This window comes from Kitasatospora sp. NPDC059812 (genome assembly GCF_042732075.1).
In the GTDB taxonomy this organism is placed as follows: domain Bacteria; phylum Actinomycetota; class Actinomycetes; order Streptomycetales; family Streptomycetaceae; genus Kitasatospora.
In genome coordinates this window covers 6,243-32,050 of record NZ_JBHWIO010000097.1, presented here as the reverse complement: position 1 = coordinate 32,050, position 25,808 = coordinate 6,243, and the positions used below count along the sequence as shown (strand labels likewise).

23 protein-coding genes are annotated in these 25,808 nt (G+C 73.3%); 6 read left to right on the top strand and 17 right to left on the bottom strand.

What is annotated here, in order from left to right:
* Both ACFV6D_RS33145 and ACFV6D_RS33140 read left to right on the top strand, forming a co-directional pair.
* On the top strand, window positions 1–824 hold an 824-nt coding region (locus tag ACFV6D_RS33145), incomplete at its 5' end, for a group II intron maturase-specific domain-containing protein (protein WP_380562498.1).
* Window positions 825–928: 104 nt separating this feature from the next.
* Window positions 929–1,693, top strand: coding sequence for an SDR family NAD(P)-dependent oxidoreductase (locus tag ACFV6D_RS33140; RefSeq protein ID WP_063349995.1), 765 nt, complete (start codon window positions 929–931; stop codon window positions 1,691–1,693).
* A 377-nt stretch (window positions 1,694–2,070) separates the two neighbouring features.
* On the opposite strand, the gene ACFV6D_RS33135 is transcribed toward ACFV6D_RS33140, so the two are convergent.
* From ACFV6D_RS33135 to ACFV6D_RS33110, 6 genes are all read right to left on the bottom strand, one after another.
* Complete coding sequence (locus ACFV6D_RS33135) at window positions 2,071–2,571, bottom strand: GNAT family N-acetyltransferase (protein ID WP_380562496.1); 501 nt, start codon at window positions 2,569–2,571, stop codon at window positions 2,071–2,073.
* 97 nt (window positions 2,572–2,668) lie between these two features.
* Complete coding sequence (locus ACFV6D_RS33130; protein ID WP_380562494.1) at window positions 2,669–3,664, bottom strand: phosphotriesterase; 996 nt, start codon at window positions 3,662–3,664, stop codon at window positions 2,669–2,671.
* Window positions 3,661–4,269 carry a carboxymuconolactone decarboxylase family protein gene (locus tag ACFV6D_RS33125; RefSeq protein ID WP_380562492.1) on the bottom strand — a complete coding sequence of 203 codons (609 nt, stop codon included), beginning with the start codon at window positions 4,267–4,269 and terminating at the stop codon, window positions 3,661–3,663. Before ACFV6D_RS33125 ends, ACFV6D_RS33130 begins: the two co-directional genes overlap by 4 nt.
* A gap of 17 nt (window positions 4,270–4,286) precedes the next feature.
* Window positions 4,287–4,901, bottom strand: a complete 615-nt coding sequence (locus ACFV6D_RS33120; protein WP_380489127.1) for a DUF4865 family protein — start codon at window positions 4,899–4,901, stop codon at window positions 4,287–4,289.
* A gap of 126 nt (window positions 4,902–5,027) precedes the next feature.
* Complete coding sequence (locus ACFV6D_RS33115; protein ID WP_063349991.1) at window positions 5,028–5,594, bottom strand: TetR/AcrR family transcriptional regulator; 567 nt, start codon at window positions 5,592–5,594, stop codon at window positions 5,028–5,030.
* 239 nt (window positions 5,595–5,833) lie between these two features.
* Window positions 5,834–6,853: an LLM class flavin-dependent oxidoreductase gene (locus tag ACFV6D_RS33110; protein WP_380340254.1), complete on the bottom strand. Its 1,020-nt coding sequence runs from the start codon at window positions 6,851–6,853 to the stop codon at window positions 5,834–5,836.
* A gap of 428 nt (window positions 6,854–7,281) precedes the next feature.
* Here ACFV6D_RS33110 and ACFV6D_RS33105 point away from each other — a divergent pair, with 428 nt between their 5' ends.
* Window positions 7,282–8,271: an aldo/keto reductase gene (locus ACFV6D_RS33105; protein ID WP_063351537.1), complete on the top strand. Its 990-nt coding sequence runs from the start codon at window positions 7,282–7,284 to the stop codon at window positions 8,269–8,271.
* Window positions 8,272–8,376: 105 nt separating this feature from the next.
* On the opposite strand, the gene ACFV6D_RS33100 is transcribed toward ACFV6D_RS33105, so the two are convergent.
* From ACFV6D_RS33100 to ACFV6D_RS33075, 6 genes are all read right to left on the bottom strand, one after another.
* Window positions 8,377–9,450, bottom strand: coding sequence for an LLM class flavin-dependent oxidoreductase (locus ACFV6D_RS33100; RefSeq protein ID WP_380562490.1), 1,074 nt, complete (start codon window positions 9,448–9,450; stop codon window positions 8,377–8,379).
* Window positions 9,451–9,453: 3 nt separating this feature from the next.
* On the bottom strand, window positions 9,454–10,359 hold the full coding sequence (locus ACFV6D_RS33095; RefSeq protein WP_380423653.1) for an ABC transporter substrate-binding protein: 906 nt from the start codon (window positions 10,357–10,359) through the stop codon (window positions 9,454–9,456).
* A 63-nt stretch (window positions 10,360–10,422) separates the two neighbouring features.
* A complete protein-coding gene (locus tag ACFV6D_RS33090) occupies window positions 10,423–11,181 on the bottom strand; it encodes an ABC transporter ATP-binding protein (protein WP_363367103.1) in 759 nt (252 codons plus the stop codon).
* Window positions 11,178–12,044 carry an ABC transporter permease gene (locus tag ACFV6D_RS33085; RefSeq protein ID WP_363367102.1) on the bottom strand — a complete coding sequence of 289 codons (867 nt, stop codon included), beginning with the start codon at window positions 12,042–12,044 and terminating at the stop codon, window positions 11,178–11,180. Before ACFV6D_RS33085 ends, ACFV6D_RS33090 begins: the two co-directional genes overlap by 4 nt.
* Window positions 12,041–13,069 (bottom strand): NrtA/SsuA/CpmA family ABC transporter substrate-binding protein, encoded by a 1,029-nt coding sequence (locus ACFV6D_RS33080; protein ID WP_380562488.1) that lies wholly within the window; start codon window positions 13,067–13,069, stop codon window positions 12,041–12,043. Before ACFV6D_RS33080 ends, ACFV6D_RS33085 begins: the two co-directional genes overlap by 4 nt.
* 113 nt (window positions 13,070–13,182) lie before the next feature.
* Window positions 13,183–14,205: an ABC transporter substrate-binding protein gene (locus ACFV6D_RS33075; RefSeq protein WP_380562486.1), complete on the bottom strand. Its 1,023-nt coding sequence runs from the start codon at window positions 14,203–14,205 to the stop codon at window positions 13,183–13,185.
* Window positions 14,206–14,673: 468 nt separating this feature from the next.
* On the opposite strand from ACFV6D_RS33075, the gene ACFV6D_RS33070 reads away from it, so the two are divergent.
* The gene (locus tag ACFV6D_RS33070) at window positions 14,674–15,456 is read left to right on the top strand and encodes an IclR family transcriptional regulator (protein ID WP_380562484.1); all 783 of its coding nucleotides are present in this window, start codon (window positions 14,674–14,676) and stop codon (window positions 15,454–15,456) included.
* Window positions 15,457–15,537: 81 nt separating this feature from the next.
* On the opposite strand, the gene ACFV6D_RS33065 is transcribed toward ACFV6D_RS33070, so the two are convergent.
* The 5 genes from ACFV6D_RS33065 to ACFV6D_RS33045 all read right to left on the bottom strand — a co-directional run bounded on the left by ACFV6D_RS33065 (window position 15,538) and on the right by ACFV6D_RS33045 (window position 21,783).
* The gene (locus tag ACFV6D_RS33065) at window positions 15,538–16,359 is read right to left on the bottom strand and encodes a winged helix-turn-helix domain-containing protein (RefSeq protein ID WP_380562482.1); all 822 of its coding nucleotides are present in this window, start codon (window positions 16,357–16,359) and stop codon (window positions 15,538–15,540) included.
* A 952-nt stretch (window positions 16,360–17,311) separates the two neighbouring features.
* The gene (locus tag ACFV6D_RS33060) at window positions 17,312–17,863 is read right to left on the bottom strand and encodes an ATP/GTP-binding protein (RefSeq protein ID WP_063351534.1); all 552 of its coding nucleotides are present in this window, start codon (window positions 17,861–17,863) and stop codon (window positions 17,312–17,314) included.
* Window positions 17,864–17,975: 112 nt separating this feature from the next.
* On the bottom strand, window positions 17,976–18,497 hold the full coding sequence (locus ACFV6D_RS33055) for a DUF742 domain-containing protein (protein WP_380376897.1): 522 nt from the start codon (window positions 18,495–18,497) through the stop codon (window positions 17,976–17,978).
* 8 nt (window positions 18,498–18,505) lie between these two features.
* Window positions 18,506–18,925: a roadblock/LC7 domain-containing protein gene (locus ACFV6D_RS33050; RefSeq protein WP_063349983.1), complete on the bottom strand. Its 420-nt coding sequence runs from the start codon at window positions 18,923–18,925 to the stop codon at window positions 18,506–18,508.
* Complete coding sequence (locus tag ACFV6D_RS33045; RefSeq protein WP_380562480.1) at window positions 18,922–21,783, bottom strand: nitrate- and nitrite sensing domain-containing protein; 2,862 nt, start codon at window positions 21,781–21,783, stop codon at window positions 18,922–18,924. The genes ACFV6D_RS33050 and ACFV6D_RS33045 overlap by 4 nt, the downstream gene beginning before the upstream one ends.
* Before the next feature lie 565 nt (window positions 21,784–22,348).
* Between ACFV6D_RS33045 and ACFV6D_RS33040 the strand changes: the two genes are divergently transcribed.
* Both ACFV6D_RS33040 and ACFV6D_RS33035 read left to right on the top strand, forming a co-directional pair.
* On the top strand, window positions 22,349–24,229 hold the full coding sequence (locus ACFV6D_RS33040) for an AMP-dependent synthetase/ligase (protein ID WP_380562478.1): 1,881 nt from the start codon (window positions 22,349–22,351) through the stop codon (window positions 24,227–24,229).
* 272 nt (window positions 24,230–24,501) lie between these two features.
* Window positions 24,502–25,701 carry a polysaccharide deacetylase family protein gene (locus ACFV6D_RS33035; protein ID WP_380562502.1) on the top strand — a complete coding sequence of 400 codons (1,200 nt, stop codon included), beginning with the start codon at window positions 24,502–24,504 and terminating at the stop codon, window positions 25,699–25,701.
* The last annotated feature ends 107 nt before the right edge of the window (window positions 25,702–25,808 follow it).

The following is a 25,808-nucleotide window of genomic DNA, read 5'->3' as shown; positions in this document are numbered from 1 at the left end:
TGGCCAGCCGGGGAGTCGCCTTCAACGAGGAGAAGACGCAAGTCGTCCACCTGGAAGAAGGATTCGACTTCCTCGGATTCAACATCCGCCGCTACAACGGGAAGCTGCTGATCATGCCGAGCAAAAGCGCGGTCAAGAGGGTCCGTAAACGCCTCCGCGACGAGATGCTCGCTCTCAGAGGGGCAAACGCCGGTGCGGTGACGAGAAAGCTCAACCCCATCATCAGAGGCTGGGCAACCTACTACCGGACGGTCGTGTCCAAGAAGACCTTCCAATCCTTGGACCACTACGTGTGGAAGCTCACTTACAAGTGGGTCCGGCACACACACCCGAAGAAGCCAGTGCCCTGGTGCTTAGCCAGGTACTTCGGCCAGTTCAACTCGACCAGGCGTGACAAGTGGATATTCGGTGACCGGGAGACCGGGGCCTACCTCTACAAGTCCGCCTGGACCAGGATCGACAGGCACGTCATGGTCAAAGGGGCGAATTCCCCTGACGACCCGTCCCTGATCGAGTACTGGGCGGCCCGCCGACGCCGCAGTCTGCCTTCGACGGTCGATAAGACATCGATCGCCCTGGCGGCACGTCAGAAGGGGATTTGCCCGCTGTGCAAACAGCCGCTGATCTCCGGTGCCGAATACGAACCCGACAGCCCGCGAGAGTGGGCCGCATGGTTCGCGGCATCGATGAAGCCGTTGCACAAACACCACTTCATCTATCGACGAGACGACGGGCCGGACACACGAACGAACCTTCGCCTCGTACACGCCGAATGTCACCGCCAGCATCACGCTGGCGACCATAGAAGGGCCATAGACGCATGACCATCCAAAGCAGCCAGCAGGGTCCGCTTGAGCCGGATGCGGGGACGACCCGCACGTCCGGTTCTGAGGGGGCCGGGGTGCGGCAACGCACCCCGGCTACCCGACTGGAGCGCTTCAGCGGACGGAACGTCCTGATCACCGGCGGCGGCTCTGGCATCGGCCAGGCGACCGTGCACCGGATCCTCGCCGAGGGAGGGAAGGTCGTCGCCGTCGACGTCGACGAGGACGGCCTGAAGACGACCCTGGACCGCGCGACCGTCGACGGCACCGCGGACCGCCTGGCCATCCAGGTCCTGGACATCTCGGACGAGGCGGCCGTCGTCACCGGCGTCGCGGCGGCGATCACGGACCTCGGCGGACTGGACGCCCTGGTCAACGCGGCCGGCATCCTCCGCTCCTCGCACACCCACGAGACCAGCCTGGAGTTCTGGAACAAGCTCCTCGCGGTCAACCTGACCGGCACCTTCCTGATGACCCGCGAGGCGCTCCCCGCGCTGCTCGCGGGCGGCAGGGGCGTGGTGGTCAACTTCAGCTCCACCTCGGCGAGCTTCGCCCACCCCTACATGGCCGCGTACGCCGCGACCAAGGGCGGCATCCAGTCCTTCACCCACGCCATCGCCTCCGAGTACGCGAAGCAGGGCCTGCGTGCGGTCTGCGTCGCGCCGGGCAGCATCGACAGCGGCATGACCCACAACCCGGGGCTGCCCGCCGACGCCGACTTCAGCCTGCTCGCCAAGCTCGCCCCGGCCCTCGGCCAGGGCTTCGCGGGTCCGGAGACGGTGGCCGGGGTGATCGCGATGCTGGCCTCCGACGACGGCGCGTTCGTCACCGGCACCGAGCTGCGCATCGACGGCGGCACCCACATGTGAGCCGCCGGACGGCAGCACGACGGTGGGGCCCCAGCCACTCCCCCCGGTGACACGGGCCCCGCCGTCACGTCGCGGACGGCGGGGCCGGGCGCATGACGAGCGCCGGGCTCATGAAGGCCGCTGACTCGTGACGGCCGCTGGCTCGTGAAGGCCGCTGGCTCGTGAAGGCCGCTCGGGTCAGCCGAGGCCACCGTCCTCGCGCCGTACCGGCTCACGGAGGCCGACGTGGCCGCCTGGCGCGCCGTTCGGCCCGCGGCCGGCAACGGGGAGCTGACGCGGCTGCTCGCTTTCGGTGCTTTCGCGGCCGTCGAGCGGGTGGCGGGGTGGATCGGCGGGTGACCGGCCCGTCCGGCCCGCCCGGCCGTCAGCTGCAACCGTCAGCGCAGCGGCTTCGCCATCACGAGCTCCCGGGCGACCCTGTCGGCGAGCGGCCCGCCGGGCTCGGCGAGCACGGTGAAGCCGTGCCGGCGGTAGAGCGTGATCGCGGGTTCGTTGCCGGGGAGCACCGCGAGGCGCAGCGTGCTGCCACCGGATGCGCGGGCCCAGCGCTCGACCTCCTCCAGCAGGCGGTCGGCGACGCCCCTGCCTCGCGCCATCGGTCCGACCCACACCGAGCGCAACTCCCGTACGCCGTCGGCTCCGGGGAGGCCGTCCGCCAGGCCGACGGGAGTGGCGTCCGGACCGGCCGGACCGGCCAGCAGCGCCGCGACGTGGTGGGCGCCCGGAAGGTGCAACCGGGTGCGCCACCGTTCCTCGCCGCCCTGGTGCCAGTCCGCCAGGCGGGCCTTGAAGGCGTGCGGCGCGTCGGACAGGGCGGCGAGGCGTAGGTCGCGCCAGAGCGGCCAGTCGTCGGTCGTGAGGATGCGCAGGGTCACCATGGCCGTCACGGTAGGGCGTGGGCGGCGGGCCTTCGCCGAAGGCCCGGGGTCGGCCTGCGGCCGGGGTCGAGACCGGGGCGGGCCGAGCAGGGACGGTTCAGGGCGTGCGCCAGTCGGTGGCGAAGGCGGCGGCCGGGTTGGCGGTGAGGAGGAGACCGGGCAGTTCGGGGCCGAAGGTGCGGGCGAGCCGTGGGACGAGGTCGTTGAGCAGTTCGGTCGGGCCGTCGGCCCGACGGGCGGTGCGGGTGGTGGTGTCGGCGCCGAGGAGGAGCCGGGAGGCGTGGCCGGCCTCGACGAGGTCGGCGATGACGTCGAAGGCCTGGTGGTCGGCCGGGTGGCCGGCCCGGGAGGGGCTGTCCAGCGCGAAGTAGACGCCTTCCGCCGCGAGTTCGCGGTGCACCCGCACATCCGGCAGCCGGGTGAGGTGGCCGAGGATGATCCGGTGGGGCGGGACGCCGTGTCGAACGTGCAGCCGGTTCAGTACAAGGTGCGGGTGGGCTCGGGGTTCGAGGTGAACGGCGATCGGGGCACCGGTGGCGTGGTGCGCGTCGGCGGCCGCGGCCATCACCCGGCGGGTGTGCGCCGTGGTGGTCCCGGGGTCGCAGGCGACCTTGATCAGGCCCGCCCGGACGGCCGCGGGCGACGCGGGTGCTTCGGGGGCCTCGGGGGCTGCGGGCGGTCCAGGCGGTCCAGGCGGTTCGGTGGCCGGTTCGGTGGCCGGTTCGGCCGTCAGCCCGGTGGTGAGTTCGGCGATGAAGCGTTCGGCCAGCCCGTCGTACAGGGCGCGGAGGGTGTCCGGGTCGTAGTGGGCCGCCTGGTGCAGGCCGGTGGCGGCGACGACGTGGACTCCGGTCACGCGGGAGAGCCTCGCGAGGGAGTCCGCTCCGCGGCCCATGCCGTACGGGGTCCACTGGACGAACGAACGACCGCCGGCCGCCGCGAAGGCGCGCAGGACGCCCTCGGCGGCGGCCGGGTCGTCCAGTTCCTCGCCGGGGAGCAGGGGGCTGCGGATGAAGAGGTGGTCGTGGGAGTCGGTGGCACCGAGTTCTGCGGGGTCGAGGTCGCCGAGGACGGTACGGATCGTGGGGGTCATGCCCGGTCCGCCTCGGTCGGGGATGCCGGGATCGGGTCTGCTGGAGTCGGGGATGCCGGGGTCGGGTCTGCGGCGGCCGGGGACGCCTCGGTCGGGGACGCCTCGGTCGGGGACGCCTCGGTCGGGGGCGCCTCGGCGAAGGTGGCGGTGGCGACGCGCAGGCCGGCCAGGGCCTTGGGGACGCCGACGTAGGGGGCGAGGTGGACGATGACCTCGGTGATCTCCTCCCTGGTCAGGCCGATCCGCAGACTGTTGCGGACGTGGTCGGCGAGCTGCGGCTCCACGCCGCCGAGGGCGGTGAGCGCGGCCAGGTTGGCCACCTGCCGGTCGCGCAGGGCGAGGCCGGGGCGCTGGTAGGTGCCGCCGAAGAGACTGGTGACGATCCAGTCGGGGAAGCCGGGCGCGAGACCGTCCAGGCCGCCGAGGGTCGCGGCGGCGACCGGGCCGGCAAGGTCGGCGAGCAGGGCGTAGCCGGCTTCGCGGTCGAGCGGCGCGGGGGTCAGGTCGGCCGGTGTCATCGGGGCGGGGGCCGGGGTGGCGGTCGCGGTCGCGGGGGTGACGGGGGCGGTCGCGGGGGTGACGGTCGCGGTCATGGGGCTGGTCATGGAAGTGGCGAAACCTTTCACCAGTGTCGGCCGCCGGGCAGCCGGTCGAGTTCGGGACGGGACAGGTGCAGCACCTGGTAGCGGATGCCCGGTACGTCGTCCGGGGCCGGGCCGTACCAGAGGGCGAAGCGGACCAGCTCCCAGCGGCTCGGATCCACCGCGACGGCGGCGGTGTGCAGAGCGGGGTGCGCGGGGGACTCGGCGAGGGCCCGCTCGACCGCCTCGGCGGGATCGTCGGACTCGGGGAGCCTGACGATGTGCCGGGTAGCCGTGATCGCGGTTGTGGTCGCAGTCGAGGTCGAGGTCGAGGTCGCCGGAGCGTCCGGCACGGCGCCGTGGGCCAGACCGGCGCCGAGCCAGTGACGGACGGCCGGGCGGCCGAAGTCGGCGCTCAGGCCGCGAAAGCCCGGTCCCCAGAGGAAGCTGTTCATGCCCTCGGCGGTGCGCCAGAGGTAGAACGGCGCGTACTGGTTGACGGGCGACCCGTCGCGGCCCCGCTCGCGGACCAGGTACGCCTTGAGCCCGAGGCCCGGGTGCGCATCGAGCAGATGGCCCTTGTCGGCGACGCGTTTGCGGATGATCCCCAGGTCGTAGTCGGCGGGGAGGGTGATCTCGTACTGCATGGCGTGCACGGCGGGTCTCCTCGGTCGGATCGTCGAGCGGGGATCGCTCGGCCAGTCGGTCACGCGCGCGGTCTCGCGGTCACGCGGTCACGCGGTCAGTCGGTCGCGCGGCCGCTCAGCCGTGCGCGGCGCGGGTCAGGCGGTGCGCTGGGCGGCGAGCAGGCCGAGGGCGCCGCGTACGGCCTGATCGAAGGGCTCGGCCCGGCCTGCCGCGCGGGCCAGGACGTAGCCGCCCTGGACGACGGCGACCACGGCGGCGGCGGTGTCGGCCGGGTCGACACCGGGGACGAGCTCGCCCGCGGCCTGGCCCTCGGCCACCAACTCGGCGATCCGGGCGCGCAGCCAGTCGAAGGTCTCCTCGACGGGGGCGCGCAGTTCGGGGTCGGCGATGACGTCCGGGTCCTGGGCCATCCGGCCGATCCGGCAGCCGCGCAGCACGTCACGGTCGCGGTGCAGGTAGGCGGCGATGCGGTCGTACGCGCTGCCGGGGGCGGACAGGTCGGCGGCGGCGACTCCCCGCAGTTGCTCGGCGCTGCGGCGCAGGGCGGCTGCGGCGAGGTCGGGCTTGCCGGCGAAGTGGTGGTACATGCTGCCCTGGCCGACACCGGCGTGCTGCTGGATGGCCTTGGGGCTGGTGCCGACGTAGCCGCGCTCCCAGAGGAGTTCCTGGGTGCTCTCGATGAGGCGGTCCTGGGTGGTCATGTGAATCACTGTACATACCAGTAGGTACAGAAGGCCAGGAATTTCCCAGCTCGACGCGGACGCGGGGCGGGCGGACGAGTTCGCGCCGGGGACGAGGCGGGCCGACGGGTTCGCGCCGGGGACGGCTGAGGGCCGTGCGCCGCCCCCCGGCGGCCACGGCCCCTCGCCCGCTCGTCTCCCCCGCCCCGACCGGCGGCACTCCACCGCGGCCGGTGGCGCGCGTCACGTCTGGCAGGCGCTCACGGAAGCTCGCGCCTGACCACCGGGGCGACCTCGGCCGCGAACAGCTCCAACTGCTCCCGCTGCGCCCCTTCCGTCAGGGCGTCGACTCCGATCCCGACCACCTCGTTGCCGAAGGCCTCGTGATAGCGATGGATCTTCTCGATCACCTGCTGCGGGCTTCCGACCAGGGCAGAACCGTGTTCCAACGCGTCCTCCAACGAGGTGAACGGCGACTTGTTGTGCCGGCCGGCCGCCGAACTGAACATCGCGTCCCAGTACGGACGGAAGCCCTCGACCGCGTCCTGCGAGCGCTTGGCGACGTACAGCCCGCCGAAGCTCGCACCGACCCTGGCCTCCCTCGGATCGCGCCCGTAGTGCGCCCAGCGCTCGCGGTAGTGCTCCACCAGGGAGCGGTACTTGGCCAGCGGGTGGAAGGAGTTGGCGGAGAAGAGCGGGTCACCGTAGCGGGCGGCCAGGTCGGTGGACTGGGTGCTGGTCGCGCTGCCGTGCCACACCGGGATCGGGTCCTGCAACGGGCGCGGCGACACGGCCGCGTCCTTGAGCGGCGGGCGGGTCGAGCCCTCCCAGGTCACCCTCTCCTCACGCCAGAGTCGGCGCAACAGGCCGTAGTTCTCGGCGAGCGCGTCCCACTGGCGCTCCTCGGGCAGGCCGAACAGGTCGAAGTGCCGCGGGTCGTTGCCCTTGCCGATGATCAACTCGACCCTGCCTCCGGAGAGTTGGTCGAGCAGGGCGTAGTCCTCGGCGACCCGGACCGGATCCAGGATGCTCAGCACCGTCACCGTGGTGAACAGCCGGATGGTGGAGGTGCGGGCCGCTATCGCGCTGAGCAGCACCGGCGGAGCCGGAGAGAGGAACGGTTCACCGTGCCGCTCCCCCACGCCGTAGCCGTCGTAACCGAGTTGCTCGGCCACGACCGCCTGGTCGATGACGTTCCACAGCTTCTCCTGCGGGGTGCGCTGGACGCCGGTCACGGGATCGGGTCCGTTGGCGACGAGAGACGAGACGGTGAACCGCACGGCGGTCTCCTTGGGGGCGCTCGATGGGGCCTCGGCGCGACGCCCTGACCCGAGGCGCGGGCACGGCTGCCGAGGAGGGGCGGCGGCCCGCGCGGAACGCCCGGGTACGGGCTGCGCTCACGCGGGCGGCACCGGGAGGGGATCGCGGCGGAGCGGCTCTGGGGCGGCGTCAGCGCGAGGTGCAGCGGCGGCGACGACAACAGCGGGGCACGGCGGTCGCGATCGCGGGTGCGGTCATGGCCGTGGCCGTGGCTGTGGCCGCGAACACGGTTGCGGTCTCGGGTGCGGTCGCGGGTGGGGCCACAGCCTGGACGGTCATCGCGACTCCCCCTTCGCCTCGCACGCGTACGATCCCCCGCGAGCATAAGCACCGGTCAGAAACGGGGCAAGGGCTTGATCCGCCCGCGACGACTGGCAAGATGTCCGGCATGAGCTACCTCGCCGCGGATGACCGCTATGCCTCGATGACCTACCGCAAGGCCGGCCGCAGCGGCGTTCAGCTGCCGGCCGTCTCGCTCGGCCTCTGGCACAACTTCGGTGACGCCCAGCCGCTGGAGGTCCAGCGCGCGGTGCTGCGCCGCGCCTTCGACCGGGGGATCACCCACTTCGACCTCGCGAACAACTACGGTCCGCCGTACGGCAGCGCCGAACGCAACTTCGGCTACCTGTTCGCCCAGGACTTCCGCCCGTACCGCGATGAGCTGTTCATCGCCAGCAAGGCCGGCTGGGACATGTGGCCGGGCCCGTACGGCAACGGCGGCAGCCGCAAGTACCTGCTGGCCAGCCTGGACCAGTCGCTGGACCGGATGGGGCTGGACTACGTCGACGTCTTCTACTCCCACCGCTACGACCCGGACACCCCGCTCGAGGAAACGATGGGCGCGCTGGACAGCGCGGTGCGCTCGGGCAAGGCGCTGTACGCGGCGATCTCCAACTACCCGGCGGAGCAGCACCGGGAGGCGGTGGCGATCCTGCGCGAGCTGGGCACGCCGGTGCTGCTGAACCAGTCGGCGTACTCGATCCTCAACCGGTACGTGGAGGAGGGCGTGCTGGACGCGGTGGGCGAGACCCGGACCAGCCTCATCGCCTACTCGCCGCTCGCCCAGGGCCTGCTGACGGATCGCTACCTGTCGGGCGAGGTGCCGGCCGGTTCGCGGATGTCGGTCGGGCGGTTCCTGACCGAGGAGGCGCTCAGCGGGCCGAAGCTGGAGCAGCTGCGGGCACTCAACAAGGTCGCCGAGCGGCGCGGGCAGACGCTGGCGCAGCTCGCGCTGTGCTGGGTCCTGCGGGACCCGCGGGTGGTCTCGGTGATCATCGGGGCGAGCAGCGTCGCCCAGCTGGACCAGAACATCGACGCGCTCGCGGGCGGTCCGCTGACCGCGGAGGAGCTCGCGGAGATCGACCGACTCAGCCTCTGAGCGAGTAGGGGGCTTGCCGCCGGAACGGGCGAACAACTAACAGCTGACAGATTTCATCATCTGTCAGCTGTTAGTTGTCACCTGTCACCTGTCAGCCGTCAGCCGTCAGCGGCGGATGCCCAGGGCGGGCAGTACCGTTTCTGCAACCCGGTGGGCCTCCTCCAGCAGGGGGTTACCGGAGAGGATGAAGGTGTCGACGCCCAGCGACTCGAACTCCTGCAACCGCTCGACCACCTGGGCCGTAGAGCCGACCACCGCCGTACCGGGGCCGGGGCGGAACAGGCTCATTCCCGGCCAGAGGTTCGGGTAGGCCTCCAGCTCCCGGGCCCGTGCGGGCACCTTGCCGCCGTGCTGGCGGAACTGCCGCTGCCAGCCGACCCCGTCCTCACCCTTCGCGCCGCCCAGTTGGCGGGCGTACGTGGCCTCGCTGGTGACGTCGAGCAGGCGGTCGGCGGCCGCCCAGGCCTCGTCCTCGGTGTCGCGGACGATCAGGTGCAGCCGCAGCCCGATCCGCAGGGTCCGGCCGTGGGCGGCGGCCCGCGCCCGGACCAGATCCAGCTTCTCCTTGAGCAGGTGCGGCGGCTCGCCCCAGGTCAGGTAGACGTCCACGTGCTCGGCCGCCATCTCGATGCCGGCCGCCGAACTGCCGCCGAACCAGAGCGGGATGCCACCGGGCTGGACCGGCGCCAGCTCCCGCAGGCTCGCGCCCGCGTTCTTCAGTTCGTAGAACTCGCCCTTGTGGTCGAAGACTTCGCCGGCGGTCAGGCGCTTGACGATCGACCAGTACTCGGCGCTGAGCCGGTAGCGGTCGTCGTGCTCGACGTCCAGTCCGTACTCGCGCAGTTGCGCGGTCGAGCCGTTGACCACGTTGAACCGCAGTCGGCCGCCGTGCATCCGATCGAAGCTGAGCGCCATCTTTGCCAGCAGGGTGGGCGAGACCAGCCCCGGGTGGACGGCCAGCAGCGGCTTGAACGCCGGGGTGGTGGCGGCCGAGAGCGCACTGCCGAGCGTCCACACGTCGTAGAGGTCGGTCGCGAGCAGGGCGCCGGTGTAGCCCAACCGCTCGACGCTTCCCGCCAGTTGCTGCAGGTAGCGGAGATCCACCGGGCGGCGGCCGGCCGACTCCCACGGGTAGTGGCCCTCGCGCGGGATGATGTACCAGAGGACTTCGGAGGCCACGGTTCAGACCGCCTTGGCGAGCGCGGCGGCCACCGGGGCCTCCAGCGCGGGCAGATGGGCGTCGGCGACGGTCAGCGCCCGGTCGATGAACCCGACCCCGTGGAAGATGTCCGCGGCCTCCTGCTGCTCGGCGATGAACCCTGCGGTGGCGGGCTCCAGTTGCCACGGCAGTGCGGCCAGCGCCGTCTGCCAGTCGACGGCCGAGCCGCCCAGCTGCTCCGCCGCGATCGCGGCCGCCTCGGCCGGGTGGGCGGCGACCCAGGCGTCTGCGCGGCGCAGCGCGGCGGCGATCGCGGCGACCACCTCGGGGCGCCCGGTCGCGAAGTCCCGGCGGGTGAAGAACACCGAGCGGTCGGTGATGACGTCGCCGGTGCGGATCAGCTCCCGAAAGCCCCCGCTCCGGCGGGCGGCGGCCAGTTCGGCGCCCTGGGCGATCCACCCCGCGATCTCGCCGTCGCGCAGTCGCTGGGCCTGGTCCTCGCCGGCCGCCGGGCGCACCGGGGTGACGTCCTCGGCGTACGAAAGCCCCTGCGCGTGCAGGGCCTTGGCGAGCAGATGGGTCTGCCAGGATCCGATGCCCAGCACGACGGTGCCGCCCTTGAGGTCCGCCACCGCCTGGACCGGGCCGCCGTCCAGCACCAGCAGGGCGCCGTGGTCGGGCCGGGGTGCGGAGACCGCCGCGTACACCAGGTCGTGGCCGGCCGCCTGGGCGGTGACCGGCGGGGTCGAGCCCGTCCCGCCGAAGTCGATGGTGCCGTCGGCGAGCAGCGCACCGGTGCGAGTGCCGTCGGCATAGTGATGGAAGGCGCCGGTCTCGCCGAGCGGGGCCAGTTCCTCGTCCAGGTAGGGCAGTCGGGCGAGGTAGTAGAGCGAGGGGTTGCTGGCGTGGACGCCGAGGGTCACGGTCATCTGTTCAACTCCGGTGGTGCGGGCGGGCGGTCTTGAGGACGGTTCGGTGGGGCCGCTTACGGGTCAGTGGACGCCGAGGTCGGCCAGCAGTCGGCGGCGCAGGTCGGCGAAGGCCGGGTCGGCGGGGTCGCGGGGGTGGTCGACGGCGACCGGTTCGTCGCGCACGAGCAGGCCGTCACGCAGGACGGCGACGCGGTCGGCGAGCCGGACGGCCTCCTCCACGTCGTGGGTGACCAGCAGCACGGCGGGGCGGTGGCGGCGGACGAGGTCGCCGACCAGGTCCTGCATGCGCAGTCGGGTGAGCGCGTCCAGTGCGGCGAACGGCTCGTCGAGCAACAGCAGTTGGGGTTCGCGGACGAGGGCCCTGGCGAGGGCGACGCGCTGCGCCTCGCCGCCCGAGAGGGTGGCCGGCCAGGCGTCGGCGTGCTTGTCCAGGCCGACCTCGGCGAGCGCCTTGAGTCCGGTCTCCCGGGTGGCGGCGCCGCGCGGCAGGCCGACCGTGACGTTGGCCAACACCCGCTTGGACGGGACGAGTCGGGGCTCCTGGAAGACCACCGTACGCACCGGCGGGACGAGTACGGTGCCCTCGTCAGCCCGGTCGAGCGCGCCGAGGATGCGCAGCAGGGTGGTCTTGCCGGTGCCGCTGGCGCCCAGCAGGGCGACGAACTCGCCCCGGGCGATGGAGAGATCGACACCGTCGAGGACGGCCCGGGTGCCGAACACCCGGCGCAGGCCCCGCAGATGGACGGCCGGAGCGGCGGTCGCAGGCACGGCGGTCGCAGGCACTGAAGTGGCGGAAGTGGCGGAGGTGGCGGTGCTCATCGGGCTGCTCCCTGGACGGCCTGGCGCCACGGCATCAGGAGGCGTTCCAGGACCCGGACGACCGCGTCGGCGGTGAGGCCGAGCAGCCCGTAGATCAGGATGCAGACGGCGAGGATGTCGGTGCGCGAGTAGTTCTGGGCCTGGGCCATCAAGTACCCGATCCCCTCGGTGGAGTTGATCTCCTCGGCGGCGATCAGGGCGATCACGCTGAGCGTCATCGACAGCCGCAGACCGGACAGCAGGGCGGGCAGCGCGCCGGGCAGGACGACGGTGCGCACGATGGCCCAGCGGCCGAGCCCGAAGCTGCGCATCGCCTCGACCAGCTTGCGGTCGGTGTTGCGGACGCCGCCGGAGGCGGACACGTACATCGGGAAGCTGGTGGCAACGCCGATCAGGGCGACCTTCGCGGTCTCGGTGATGCCGAACCACACCATGAACAGCGGGACCAGCGCCAGGAACGGGACGGTGCGCAGCACCTGGATCGCGGAGTCGAGCAGTTCCTCGCCGAGCCGGGTGAAGCCGGTGACCACGCCGAGCACCAGACCGGTGGTCGCGCCGAAGAGCAGGCCGAGGCCGGCCCGGGTGAGGGAGACCCCGAGGGCATCGGTGAGCTGGCCGTTGCCCCACAACTCGCCGACGGCTTCGGCGACCTGGGCGGGTGAAGCGAGGACGTCCTGGGTGAGGGCGCCGGTGGCGGAGGCGAGCGCCCAGCCGCCGAGCAGAGCGAGTGGGCCCAGGGTGCGCAGGATCACGGCGAGGGCGCGCGGGCGGGGCCGCTGCCGCCTGGTGTGCGGGGTGACGAGTCCGGCGTCGAGGGCGAGACGGGTCTCGTCGGTGGTGCGTTCGGGGGCGGCGGTGGTCACTTGGCACCGTCCCCGAGCTTGTTGATGTCGATCAGGTACGGCTTGACGTCCACGAGTTGCTTGGTGACCTTCTGGTCGGCGAAGAACCGGGCGACGGTGCCGAAGCGGGCGGTGTCGGCGTCGGAGATGGCCTCCGCGGCGGCGCCCTGCCCGCTGACGTTCACCGCGATGTCCTTCTCGGCGGGGGTGACGGCGGTCGGGCCGGAGTCGGTGAAGACGTTGAGGTAGGCGGCCGGGTCCGCCTTCTCCTTGAGGCCGTTCTCGCGCAGGTAGGTGTAGAAGGTCTTGACCACCTCGGGGTGCTTGTCGGCGAAGCCGTTGCGGACGGCCCAGACGGCGTAGTTGTCGGAGCCGACCTCCTTGCCGTTGGCCAGGAAGTGCGCCCCGGCGTTGGCGATGGTGGGCGTGGAGAAGGTGTTCCAGGTCGCCCAGGCGTCCACCTGGCCGGAGTTGAAGACACCGGCCGTCTGGTCGGCGCGCAGGTAGACCCGCTCGACCTTGTCGACCGGGATGCCGTTCTTCTCCAGCGCCTTGAGCAGCAGGTACTCGCTGGTGCCGCCCTGGGAGACGGCGACCTTGCGGCCGACCAGGTCCTGGACGGACTTGATGGGCGAGTCGTTCTTCACCAGGATCCCTTCGCCGACGCCGTCGGGCGCGGTCTGGGCGAACAGCTTGAAGCCGGGCTTCTGGGCGAGCGCGGCGACGGCCGAGGTGATCGAGCCCAGGGCGACGTCCAGTTGGTCGGCGGACAGGGCCTGCGCGGCCGGGGCGAACGGGCCCGCGCTGCCGGTCCAGGCGACCTTGGCGTGGACGGCGGCCAGCGCCTTGTCCAGCGAGCCGTCCTTCTTGCCGCGGGCGAGGAACCCGTTGTTTCCGGGGTCGGGCAGGCGGAGCACCACGTCGGCCTTGCCGCCGGCCCCGCCGTCGGCGGAGGCCTTGGCCCCGTCGGCGGACGAGCCGCAGGCGGCCAGTGCGGTGGAGGCGAGCAGCGCGGTGGCGGCGAGGGCGAGGCGGGGGGTCTTCACGGGGTCTCCAAACTAAGGACAGCTGACAAGTGACAACTTTCGAAATCTGTTATCTGAAATCTGTCTGCTGAAATCTGTTAGTTGTGATCTGTCAGCCGGCGGCCGGGCGGCGCTCAGCCGCCCACCGCGGCGCGGCGCCGTTCGCGCAGCAGCTCGTGGGCGGCGCGCAGGGGTTCCGGGTCGGCCCAGCCGGGGATGTCGACCGGGGAGGCGAGGAATCCCCGGTCCCCGAGGAAACGTTCCTGCTGCGCCAGCAGCTCCAGGCGCTCCGCCGAGAGGTCCAGGTGCAGGGTGCGGTGGCTGCCCGGCGCGTACGCCCCGGCCACGCCCTCGGCGCCCGCGCCGGTCTCGGCCCGCAGGATCCGCACCACCTCCGCCGGGCGCTCGGCCGCCCAGTCGGCGGCCTCCAGCAGAACGGCGAGGAAGCGGGCGACCAGCTCCGGCTGCTCGTCCAGCAGTTGCTGGTGGACGGTGACCGGCCGAGGCGTCCCGTTGTTGACCCGGGCCCGGCGGTCCGGCGCCGCGTCCAGCTCCACGGCCACCTCCGCCCCGACCCGGCGGGCCGCCTCGACGGCGAGCGCCCCCTTCACGTACACGGCGTCCACCACACCGTCCCGCAGCGCGGCCAGCTCGCCGGCCCACTGCCCGCCGCCGGGCAGGCCCGGGACGTCGACCAGCTCGGCGTCGTCCAGCGTGAGCCCGGCGAGGCCGAGTGCGCCACGGAAGCCGGCCAGGGCCATCGCCCGCCAGAAGTCGATGCCGATGTCATGATGTGGGACCGCCAGCCGCAACCCGCGCAGGTCGCCGGGGCCGGTGATGCCGCTGCCGGCCCGGACCAGGACCACCTGCCGCTCCTCGATCCAGGTGAGGCCGACCAGCCGGGTCCGCTCGCCGCGCGAACGGGCCCACAGCGCCGGGACGTTGCCGCCCTCGCGGAACAGTCCGGTGAGCGCGTGGGTGTAGTGGTGGTCGGCGGCCACCTCCGGCGGGGCGTCCTGGAGCGAGCGGACGGCGATCCCGTCGGCGGCGAACTCGCGGGCGAGCCACCCCTGGTCGGCGGCGATCCCGGTGGCGGTGGGCACCGGGCAGCGGGTGAACCAGAGGGTGTCGGGGGCACTGGGGGAAGGGCTGGGCACGGGGTGTGGTCCTCTGCGGAGGGAGCGGGTTCGGCGGGCGCCGGAAGGCTGCGGGTCTGGGCACGCCGCGCGGGTCACGGGGCCCGGGGCGTCGGGGAGTTGCACGAGGTGGCGAGTCGGGCGGGGCGGTGGGTCGCGCGAGGCGGGGAACGCCGGACGGTGCGACGCGAGGGGAGCGTCAGCGACAACACTCGCAGGAGGCGAAGAACCGGTGGATCGTCACGGCGTCGCTCCTTCCTGCGGGTCGGGGTTGCGGGTGGTGCGCCGGGCGGCGGGCGTCCGGCGCGATGTGAGGAGCGTTCCACGACGATCGAGCCGGAGGCAAGGTTTTGCCACATGGTGGGATCACTTGTTCATCAACGCCATTCCATTGCAACGTCGTCGACACAATCCCGCAGCACTCGCTGCCCTACGCTGAGACTCCTCCCGGTGATCCAGCCGGATTCCCGAACCGAAACGCGAGGTGCCATGGCCGAGGCCGCCACCGCCGTCCAGGGCCCGCCGGCCGGTGCGCAGGCCGTCCAGCGTGCGCTGGGGCTGCTGCACTGCTTCCACGACAACGGCCCCGACCTGAGCGCCTCCGACCTGGCCCGCCGGATGGACCTCTCGGTCTCCACCGCGCACCGGCTGGCCCGGACGCTGGTCAGCGCCGGCTTCCTGGAGCAGGACGAGCAGACCGCGCGCTACCGGCTCGGCCCGGCGGTCGCCGAACTCGGCCAACTCACCTTCCACCAGCGCGGACTGCACCTGGCCGCACCCGAGTTGGACCGGCTGTCCCGACGCACCGGTGCGACCGCGGACCTCGCGATCCGCAGCGGTCCGCACGCGGTCATCCTGGTGGGGGCCTCCGTCCGTCCGGACACCGGCCTCGGGCTGCGCCGGCCGCTGCACTCCACGGCGCTCGGCAAGGTACTGCTGGCCTGGCCGCGCCCGGGGGAGCCGGCGGTGTCGGCGCTCGGCCCGCTGCCGTCGTTCACCGACCGGACGATCACCGAACCGGCGCTGCTCGCAGAGGAGTTGGCGAAGGTCCGGAGCTCCGGGTACGCGCTCAACGACGGCGAGTCGGCCGCCGGGGTGCGGACGGCGGCCGTGCCCGTCCTGGACGGCACCGGGCAGGCCCGGTTCGCGCTGGCCGTCCGCTCGACCCCGGCGCACCTGACCGACGACCGCCTCGACTGGTTCCTGGGCCACGCCCGCACCTGCGCCGACGCGCTCGCCGTCCTGTTGCTGCCGACCGATCAGCGTGCCTGACGTCACGTCACAATGCCTCAGCGGGCTGCCCGTTGCGCGATGGCACGGGCAACCCGCCGCGGCAGGAAGTTCGGTGGCCGATCAGCTGGCCGGGGTGTACTTGTAGCCGACCCGACGGACCGTCACGATCGTGTCGCGGTAGCCCGGTCCGAGCTTGCGGCGCAGCCGGGCGACGTGCACGTCGACCGTTCGGCCGTCGCCGACGTGGCCGTAACCCCAGACCGCCGAGACCAGGTGGTCCCGGGTGTGCACCCGCTGCGGGTGCTCGGTGAGGTGGGCGAGCAGCTCGAACTCCAGGTAGGTGAGGTCGAGCAGCCGCCCGTCGACGTAGGCGTTGCGCCGCTCGGCGTCGACGGCGATGCCGCGCCCGGCCGGTCGGACCGGGCGAACACCGGCCTGTGCGGGCACACTCACGTGCGCACCGACGTGCTGTGCACCCGAGGGCCCGCCGAGGGGCGCGCCGGCGGGCACCGCCGCCACCGGGCTGTCGGCCGGCACGAGCACCAGGTACCCGACCATCGGGTTCCCGGTACCGGCGCCGAACTGCGTGCCGTACTGGGCGAGCAGACCCTGCGGCAGCGCGCCCTGCGGCAGGGCGGCGACGACGGTCGCCCCCTCGGGCAGCGCGGCGAGCAGGGCCGCCGGCGCGGCCGGGAGGACCGCGCCCGGCTGGGGCACGACGCCCGCGCCCGCCGGACGGGACGGGATCGCGTGAGAGGACCGGACCGCTCCCCCGGGCCATCGCTCGGCGGCCGGCGAGCCGTGCGAGAGCGGGGAGGCGGAGGAGCCCGGCGCGCCGGAGACGCCGGAGCCGGCCGGGGCGACGCCCGGGACGGAGCGGACCGCGCGCAGATGCGGGGTCGCGGAGGGCAGGGGCAGGGTGGCCGTGGATGAAGAAGACATGGTGTGCCGCTCATTTCGCGCGTGACGGACGGGGTGGAGTCGTCTGCGCGTCGACCGGGCGTACTGCCGGGCTGATCCGGAATCAGCCTGCGGAGGGCCGGGACGCGCTGGGCGAGCCCGGACACGTCTGATCGAACAGGTGCGGCTGCCGGGACGGCCAGAACGGCTCAAGGTCGAGGCGACCCTGGTGGCTGTCCCCGGCGCGGTTCGCGCGCCCGTTCCACCGCCTGGCCGGTCCACCGACGCACATCGCGGAGGCCGCCCCGGTCGAGCGGGGACGGCCGGCGATGCCGGGGGCGGGGCTGGTGCAGGCGATGTTCACTGGTGGTCTCTCCGCGAGGCGGGGCCGGATCGGCGGTCGCGGGCACGCCGGATGAGGCGGGTCCGCTACGGCCTGGTCGACGGGATTGGCGGTGCGTCAGACGGCGGCCGGGTGGGCCGGGAGCGTCAGGGACGTACCGGGAAGGGGCCGGCCGGTCACCGACAACAGGCGCTGCAGATCAGTGCCTGGTCGATGTAGCGGCGGACGGTGAGCACCGGCGTGACGGGGGTGGGATCGGTCGTGGCGTGTCGCTGGCCGACGGTCATCCTGCTGCCCTCCCCCTTGCTCTGTACGACGGCGCGTCGTCGTCGATGCGCGCCTTCGTGAACGGAATGTTTCCGGCCCTCCCGACGGCATGGCCGGGCGGCTTTCGTGCCCAGAGCCTTCCACGCCGGGCCGGTCTAGGCAACCTTCGGCACACCGAACGTCCGGGATGCGGACAACCGAATGAGACGTCGGGAGGCTCGGAGGCTCTGTGAAGCCTCTGTGCGGGTGCAGTGCCGGACCGATGGTGCGGCGGCGTCAGACCGGGGGCGCGGTGTCGTCAGACCGGGGGTGCGGAGGCGTCAGACCCGGACGCGGTGTCGTCAGACCGGGTCACGGCAGCGCCCGGCCCGGGGTGTGGCGGCGTCAGATTCGGGCCGGGGTGCCGCGGTGGCGACGGGCGGCGGCGTGCTCGACGAGCGCGACCAGGAGTTCCTTCCCGTCCTCCCGCAGGCGCGCGTCACACAGCAGCACGGGAATGTCCGGGTCGAGGTCGAGCGCGTCGCGGACCTCGTCCGGGGAGAACCGCTCCGTGCCGTCGAAGCAGTTCACCGCGACCACGAACGGGATGCCGCGCTGCTCGAAGAAGTCGACCGACGGGAAGCAGTCGGCCAGCCGCCGGGTGTCCGCGAGCACCAGTGCGCCGAGCGCGCCGCGGGCCAACTCGTCCCAGACGAACCAGAACCGGTCCTGCCCGGGTGTGCCGAACAGGTACAGCGCGAGTCCGGGCCGCAGGTCGATCCGGCCGAAGTCCATCGCCACGGTGGTGGTGCGCTTCGCCTCCACGCCCGAGGTGTCGTCCACCGGGCGGCCCAGTTCGCTGAGCTCCTCCTCGGTGCGCAGCGGCCGGATCTCGCTCACCGAGCCGACCAGCGTGGTCTTGCCCGCGCCGAAGCCGCCCGCGACGAGGATCTTCACCGCGACGGCCGGGCCGCCGCGCCAGCGCGGGTCGTTGGCGCGACCGCCGGAGCCGTGGCCGCCGGGGGTGCCGCCACCAGGGGTACTGCCGGCAGCGGCGCGGCCGTCGTGGTCAGAGCGCACGGAGTCCATTGATCACGTCTCGCAGCAGGCGCTCGTCCGGCAGCTCGGCGAGCGGAACGGGTCGGGTGACGCTGATCAGCTCGGCGTCGTAGAGGTCGCCGAGCAGCACCCGGACGACGCTGACCGGCAGGTCGGTGTAGGAGCCGAGTTCGGCGACGGACAGCGGCTCGCGGCGGCACCAGGCGAGGAGGGTCTGGTGCTCCGGGTCGAGGACGTGCGCGGGCACGGCCCCCGCGTTCGGCCCGGGCTCGGCGGCGGTGATCAGCGAAATCAGGTCGAACAGGCCGTCCTCGACCGGCCGGGTGCGGCCGCGGGTCATCGAGTAGAGCCGCACGACCGGGCCGGCCTCGTCGTCGAACCAGCGGTCGTCGGCAGGGGCACGCGGGTGGAGCAGGTCGGACTCGGCCCCGTCCTGGCCCGTCTGCTCCACCACCGCCCCGGCCGACACGTCCGAGCCGCCCGAGCCAGACGACTCGGGCGGCCCCGCCGCCTCAGCCTTCGGATCCGCCATCGGACCGCTCATCTCCCCGGCGGCGCGGCTTCGGTGCGCGGCTCGGCGGCCAGGTGCTCGCCGACCCGCTTGACCAGCAGCGCCATCTCGTAGGCGATCTGGCCGATGTCGGCCTCGGCCTCGCTCAGCACGGCCAGGCAGCTGCCGTCACCGGCCGCCGTGATGAACAGGAACGCCTCGTCCAGTTCCACCATGGTCTGGCGGACTCCGCCGACCTTGAAGTGCCCGCCGGCGCCCTTGGCCAGGCTGTGGAATCCGGCCGCGACGGCCGCCAGGTGCTCGGCGTCCTCGCGGTCGAGGTCGCGGGAGGCTCCGGTGGCCAGGCCGTCGCTGGAGAGGATCACGGCGTGCCGCAGGGCCGCGACGCGCCCCACCAGGTCGTCCAGGAGCCAGTTGAGGTCCCCGGACGGCTGCGTCGAAGTGGTCATGAATCAGTTCCTTCCGATGGAGCGGGTGGTGCAGGTGGTGCTGTTGGTACGGGTGTTGCCGATGGTGCAGGTGTTCCCGGTGGTGCAGGGTTTGCCGGGTTCCGTCGGACGGGCGAGCCGGCCGGCACCCGACGGGCGAGCGGTGCCCGGGCACCGTCCGGCGGCGCGGACAGCGCCGCCGGGGCGGGTGCCGGACTGATCGCCCGCCGGGCGGGGTCCGGCGGCTGCCAGGCGGGTACGGCGGCGGGCCGGGCACTCGCCGGGGCCGACCTGGGCGTGGCGGCGCCGCGCCCTCGGGTGAAGCCGCGCTGGAACGAGGCGAAGGTGGCCCGCGCCTCCTCGGGCGAGCGCTCACGCGCCCGCTCGGCCTCCTGGGCCTCCCGGGCCCGTCGGGCGGCGAGGGCGGCCTCGTCCTCGGGCCCGTGGTCTGCCCGCTCCCGGAGGCGCTCCTTCAGCTGCTCCTTGAGCTGCGGCGCGAGGTTCGCCTGCCGGACCCGCCGGGGCAGCCCGCCCTCGGTCCGCGGGCCTGCGACCAACGGCGGGTCCGCGGGCCCGTCGACGACGGGAGCGGCCGCGGTCGGCTCGTCCCGACGGTGGCGCCCCGTCCCCGCACCGTCCTCGGCGTCCCTGGGCGGCGCGGGCACCAGCACCGGCCCGCCCTTGGTCCGCGAGGCCCGCCGTGGCAGCCCGCCCGGCGTCCGGGCCGGCTCGGGCGTGGACGGCCGGGGACCGCCGCTGCCCCGGTTCCGCTCGTCCTCCCCCGCGACGGAACCGGCCACAGACCCGGCACCGGCGCCGACACCGACGGCAGAGCCGGCAGCGGCCCGAGCCGCGCCCTCCGCCGTACCGCCGCCACCACCGCCACCGCCGCCGCCGAGCGCGGGCACGGCGACCAGGTCGCGCTGTCCGCGCCGGACCGGGGCGGAGCGCTGTCCGGTGGGCGGCGGTTCGGGCAGGCCGTCCGGCGCCTCGGCGAGCAGTTCACGCGGGATCAGCACGACCGCCGTCGTCCCGCCGTACGGGGACGGGCGCAGGTGGACCCGGATGCCGTGCCGCCGGGCCAGCCGGCTGACCACGAACAGGCCCAGCCGGTCGGTGTCGGCGAGGTCGAACTCCTGCTCCACGGCGAGGCGTTCGTTGGTTTCGGCGAGGAGTTGATCGCTCAGCCCGAGCCCGCGGTCGTCGATCTCCAGCGCGAATCCGTGCGCCACCACCTCACCCTGGACGGTGACTTGGGTGGTCGGCGGGGAGAACACCGCGGCGTTCTCGACGAGTTCGGCGATCAGGTGGGTGACGTCCGCGACGGCGCTGCCGAGCAGGCCGGTGCCGGGGAACGGCCGGACGATCACCCGGGCGTAGTCCTCGACCTCGCCGACCGCCGCGCGGACCACGTCCACCATCCGGACGGGCTTGCGCCAGGCGCGCCCGGGCGAGCCGCCGGCGAGGATGATCAGGCCCTCGGCGTGCCGCCGCATGCGCGTGGTGAGGTGGTCGACCTTGAAGAGGTCGGCCAGCTCGGTCGGGTTCTCGGTGCGGCGCTCCATGGTGTCGAGCAGGGTGAGCTGGCGGTGCAGCAGCACCTGGCTGCGCCGGGCCAGGTTGACGAACACCGCCGAGACGCCGCGCCGCAGTTCGGCCTGCTCGACGGCGGCCTCGACGGCGGCCCGCTGGACGGCGTTGAAGGCCTGGCCGACCTGGCCTATCTCGGCCGCCCCGAAGCGCAGTTCGGGTGCCTCGGCCGCGACGTCCACCGCCTCGCCGCGGCGCAGCCGCAGCATGACGGAGGGCAGCCGGGCGCCGGCCAGTTCGTTGGCCGCGTTGCGCAGTCCGATCAGTTCCCGGGCGAGGCCGCGCCCGATCCGGAAGGAGATCAGCACCGACAGGACGACCGCGACCAGGCCGATCGCACCGGCGATGCCGCCGCGCCAGAGCAGCCCGATCGCGGCGGACCGTTCGCGCTCGCCGATCCCGTTGGCGATCCGGGCGTTGATCGAGGTGAGGTCGCCGAGCGCCCGGTCGGCGGTCTCCCGCCAGGAGTCGCCGTTGATCGCCTGGGCGACCCGCTCGGGGCCGCCGGCGCCGACGAAGTCCGCTTCGGCGCGGGCCAGCGCGGCCCAGGCCTCGCCGCCGCGCAGGGCGATGTAGTCGGACTGGTCGGCGGGTTCGAGTTCGGCGATGTAGACGGTGAACAGGGCCTGCTGGTTGTGCAGGGCGTCCAGGGCGACCTGGTACTGCTCGGCGGTGGGCTTGGCCGCGCCGCCGCGCAGGCCCTCCATCGCCGCGTCCTCCTGCGCGAGGTACTCGCGGGCGCGCACCAGCTCGATCAGGATGGTCCCCTGCCGCGGGAGTTGACCGCTCTGCCGGGCGACGTAGGCGGACCGGAAGCCGAACACCGGCTTGACCAGGTCGCTGTACTGCCCCAGCGCGAACTCCCAGTTGAGCGCGGAGCGGCCGACCTGCGCGCGCAGCGGTCCGATCTGGTCGGCGGCGGCGATGATCTGCAGGAAGCGGCCGCGCTGGGAGCTGGAGAGCTTGCCGCCCGCGTGGTCCTTCTTCTGCCGCAGGACGTCGAGGCTGCGGTCGGTGGCGGCCTTGGCGTGTTCGTAGGCGTCCGTGGCGACCTGCGAGTTCGGGACGGCCAGTCGCTGGACGGCCGCGCGGCGCTCGTTCTGCAGATCGTCGGCGTACCGGTCGACCGGGGTCCCGAACTCCTTGTACGTACGGCTGATCTCCAGCTGGCCCCAGACGTCTCCGGTAGTGGCGAAGGTCGCGTACACCCACAGCGCGGTGAGTGCGACGATGGGCACCAGGAGCAGCGCGATGATCTTCGCGCGGATCGAGCTGCTGCGCAGACGCATGGAGTCCTCGGTCGGGAAGTGCCAGGCGCGGACGGGGAGCGGTTCGGAGGAGCCGCGGGGCTCGGCCGGAAAAGGCTTGGGAAAGGGCTTCGGAAAGGGCTTCGGAAAGAGTTCGGGTACGGGCTTCGGGAATCGGCTTCGGGGCTGGTCGGCGTGGATGGTGCGTCGTCGGATCGGGCCTGGCCGGGAGGCCCCCGGTCGCAGGTCTGCGAGAGCCTACTACGCCCTGACCACTCGTTCGAGGGTCGTACCAGTCCACTTCCCCGGCTTGCCCCGCACACGTCAGGATCGACTCCCGGTCACTGCGGGCTCGCGTCCGGATCATCCACCTCCGCCCGGTTTGCCCGGTCACCGAACGCACGCGGTTCCTCCTCGGCGGCGACACCTTCCGCAGGGACCGGTGCCGATCTCGTCGCGTCACGGTCACAACCCTGGGCAGTGACAGGCCGATCCGATAGTTTCGCTCCACCTGCGCGGCCCGGCACCGCCGCCACGGCCTCCGGCGCCGACACCGGTTCCGGCACCGGCGCGGGCAGTGCCGCCGCGAGACGCCAACGGGGGGAATGTGCGCGAGTTCACCACCCCCGCCGTGGCCGGGCCCGAGGCCACCGGAGGACTCGCCGACTCGCTGTACGACACCGCCGAACGCACACCGGACCTGGTGCAGCTGGCCCGCCACGTCGGCCCGACGGGCCCCGCCGACTCCGCCGAGCACCGGGACGGGCACCGGTTCGGGCACCGGGACGAGTGGCGGGGCGTCACCGCGCGGGAGTTCCGCGACGAGGTGCTCGCCCTCGCCAAGGGCCTGCTCACCCGGGGCGTGCGCTACGGCGACCGGGTCGCCCTGATGTCCCGCACCCGCTACGAGTGGACGCTGTTCGACTACGCGCTCTGGTCGATCGGCGCGATCACCGTCCCGGTCTACCCCACGGCGGCGGCCGAGCAGGTGCGCTGGATCCTCGCCGAGACCCAGGCGGTGGCCTGCCTGGTCGAGGACGAGGACGCCGCGATGACGGTCGGCGCGGTCTGCGACGCGCTGCCCGACCTCACCGGCATCTGGCAGCTGGACCGCGACTGCGTCGCCGCGATCACCGAGGACGGCCGTGACGTGCCCGACTCGCTCGTCCACCGCCAGCGGCTCGGCGTCACGGCCGGGAACGTCGCCACGGTCGTCTACACCTCGGGCACCACCGGCCGCCCCAAGGGCTGCCTGATCACCCACGCCAACCTGGCCGCCGAGGCCGACGCGCTGCTCGGCGGCTGGCGGGAGGCCTTCCACGACACCGGCGGCGGACAGCCGTCCACCCTGCTGTTCCTGCCGCTGGCACACGTCTACGGGCGGGCCGTGCAGGTCGCGGCGATCCGCGGCGGCTTCCGGATCGGGCACGTCCCCGAGGTCTCCACCGACGCCCTGCTGCCCGCGATGGAGTCCTTCCGGCCGACCTTCCTGCACGTCGTCCCGTACGTCTTCGAGAAGATCTTCCAGCAGGCCCGGCGGGCCGCCGAGGACGCCGGGCGCGGCGAACTCTTCGAACAGGCCCGGCAGGTGGCCGTCGACTGGGCCGCCGCCCGGGAGCAGAAGGCGTTCGGGCGCGGGCCCGGGCCCAGCCCCAAGCTGCGGCTGCGCCACCTCGCCTACGAGCGGACCGTCTACCAGCGGCTGCGGGCCGTACTCGGCGGCCGGGTGCGCAGCGTGATGTGCGGCGGCTCCGCGCTGCGCCGCGAACTCGGCCTCTTCTTCACCGGCGCCGGCCTGCACCTGTACGAGGGCTACGGACTGACCGAGACGTCCGCCGCGATCACCGCCAACCCGATCGGGCGGCAGAAGCTGGGCACGGTCGGGCACCCGCTGCCGGGCTCGTCGGTGGCCCTCGCCGACGACGGCGAGGTCTGGGTGCGCGGCGGCTCGGTCTTCGGCGGCTACCTCAACCACCCGCAGTGCACGGCGGAGTCCCTGATCGACGGCTGGTTCGGGACGGGCGACCTGGGCCGGCTGGACGAGGACGGCTACCTGACCATCACCGGCCGCAAGAAGGACCTGATCGTCACCAGCAGCGGCAAGAACCTGGCCCCGTCGGCACTGGAGGAGCGGGTGGCCGCGCATCCGCTGGTCTCCCAGTGCCTGGTGGTGGGCGACGACCGCCCGTACGTGGCCGCGCTGATCACGCTCGACCCGGCGGCGCTGGCGCACTGGTTGAAGACGCACGGGCTGGAGCAGCTGGACCCGTGGGCGGTGCTCGCGGACGAGCAGCTGCACACCGAGGTCCAGCGCGCGGTGGCGGCGGCGAACACGGCGGTGTCGCGGGCCGAGTCGATCCGCGCGTTCCGGCTGCTGCCCCGCGAGTTCAGCCAGGACCAGGGACTGCTGACACCCTCCCTGAAGCTGCGCCGGGCGGCGATCGCCGAGTACTACGCCGATGACATCGCGGAGTTGTACGTCCCCTGACGGATCGTCTCGTCCCTTTTGTGGCAGGTGTGGTGGGCTTCGATTCACCGGCCGTTCCCTTGACGGGCTGATTGGTCCAGTCCATTGTTTCTCCTCGGTCCGAGTGCGGCGCACCATCCGCTCCCGCCCCTCCGGGAGCACCCAGGTCCCGCGAGCCCGGTTCCAGAGGCCCGCCCCACGGGCCCGGTTCCAGGGTTCCGGTTCCAGGGTTCCGATTCCGCCACGCCCTCCCCACGGGCGTGTCCCCCACACGCAGGAGTCCTCTCGTGTCGATGTCCACGCGCCCGTCTGCGCGCCCGTCTGCGCGCCTGTCCGCGCGCCTGTCCGCGCTGGCCGCCTCCGTCGCGCTGCTCACCGCCTTCGCCGCCCCGGCGGCCTCCGCCACCCCCGGGCCCGCCCCGGCCGACGCCCCGAGCGCCCCGAGCGGTCCGAACACCCCGAGCGGCCCGACCGTCAACCTGGCCACCAACCCCGGCTTCGAACTGCCCGCCCCCGACCTCTCCGCCTGGGGCGCCGTCCCCGGCTGGAACTGCACCGGCGGCCCGGCCGAAGCCGCCGTCACCACCACCACCGCGCACTCCGGCGCCTCCGCGCTCACCGTCACGCCGGCCACCGCCGACTCCACCGGCGAGTGCGCGCAGACCGTGGCCGTCCAGCCCAACACCGCCTACACCGCCTCGGCCTGGGTCCGCGGCGCCTTCGTCTACCTGGGAGCCACCGGCACCGGCAGGGACGTCGCCCCGGCCTGGACCGAGACCACCGGCGGCGGCTGGCAGCAGCTCACCACCCGGTTCACCACCGGCCCGAACGCGCACAGCGTCCGGCTCTACGTCCACGGCTGGTACCAGCAGGGCCCGTTCTCGGTCGACGACGTCCGGGTGGACGGCCCCGCACCCGCCCCGGCCGTGGCCGCCGGATCCGTGCCCACCAGCGACAAGGTCGTCTTCTTCACCATCGACGACGGCTGGCAGCGCACCCCCGAGGCGGAGAAAGTCATCGCCGACCACCGGCTGCCGATCACCGCCTTCCCGCTGCCGATGCCGGCCGGCACCGACCCCGACTTCTTCCGGCGCGTCACGGCCGTACCCGGCTCCTCCATCCAGGACCACAGCGTCTCCCACTCCGACCTCAGCAAACTGCCGCTGGAGCAGCAGCAGATCGAGATCTGCGACGCCCGCGACGCCCTGACCCGCCAGTTCGGCACCACCCCGGTGGCCTTCCGCCCGCCGTACTTCGCCTGGAACGCCGACACCCTTCAGGCCGCCGCCAACTGCGGCATCCGCACCGTGCTCACCGCCGACGCGGACTTCAGCTGGGGCGCGTCCAACATCTGGCACCCGGGCCTGCTGCAGCCGGGCGACGTCGTCCTGATGCACTGGACCGACACCCTCGCCGCCGATCTCCAGCGCGCCCTCGCCGCTGCCGACGCGGCCGGACTCAAGCCGGCCGGCCTGGTCGACTACCTGCGCTGACGCGTCGCCGTGGGGCGGGGGGCCCCCGGGGCCCCCGCGCGCGGGGGCGCCCGCGCGCGCGGCCCGGCGGGCGGGGGCCCCCACCGGCGCGCAACCCGGGCCGGGGC

Coding starts and splice junctions, on each gene's coding strand:
- ACFV6D_RS33135 (WP_380562496.1), bottom strand. CDS start 2,571: ATGGTGACCCTGCGCATCCTCACGACCGACGACTGGCCGCTCTGGCGC.
- ACFV6D_RS33130 (WP_380562494.1), bottom strand. CDS start 3,664: ATGACCCCCACGATCCGTACCGTCCTCGGCGACCTCGACCCCGCAGAA.
- ACFV6D_RS33125 (WP_380562492.1), bottom strand. CDS start 4,269: ATGACCAGCCCCATGACCGCGACCGTCACCCCCGCGACCGCCCCCGTC.
- ACFV6D_RS33115 (WP_063349991.1), bottom strand. CDS start 5,594: ATGACCACCCAGGACCGCCTCATCGAGAGCACCCAGGAACTCCTCTGG.
- ACFV6D_RS33105 (WP_063351537.1), top strand. CDS start 7,282: ATGAGCTACCTCGCCGCGGATGACCGCTATGCCTCGATGACCTACCGC.
- ACFV6D_RS33095 (WP_380423653.1), bottom strand. CDS start 10,359: ATGACCGTGACCCTCGGCGTCCACGCCAGCAACCCCTCGCTCTACTAC.
- ACFV6D_RS33090 (WP_363367103.1), bottom strand. CDS start 11,181: ATGAGCACCGCCACCTCCGCCACTTCCGCCACTTCAGTGCCTGCGACC.
- ACFV6D_RS33070 (WP_380562484.1), top strand. CDS start 14,674: ATGGCCGAGGCCGCCACCGCCGTCCAGGGCCCGCCGGCCGGTGCGCAG.
- ACFV6D_RS33065 (WP_380562482.1), bottom strand. CDS start 16,359: ATGTCTTCTTCATCCACGGCCACCCTGCCCCTGCCCTCCGCGACCCCG.
- ACFV6D_RS33055 (WP_380376897.1), bottom strand. CDS start 18,497: ATGGCGGATCCGAAGGCTGAGGCGGCGGGGCCGCCCGAGTCGTCTGGC.
- ACFV6D_RS33050 (WP_063349983.1), bottom strand. CDS start 18,925: ATGACCACTTCGACGCAGCCGTCCGGGGACCTCAACTGGCTCCTGGAC.
- ACFV6D_RS33045 (WP_380562480.1), bottom strand. CDS start 21,783: ATGCGTCTGCGCAGCAGCTCGATCCGCGCGAAGATCATCGCGCTGCTC.
- ACFV6D_RS33035 (WP_380562502.1), top strand. CDS start 24,502: ATGTCCACGCGCCCGTCTGCGCGCCCGTCTGCGCGCCTGTCCGCGCGC.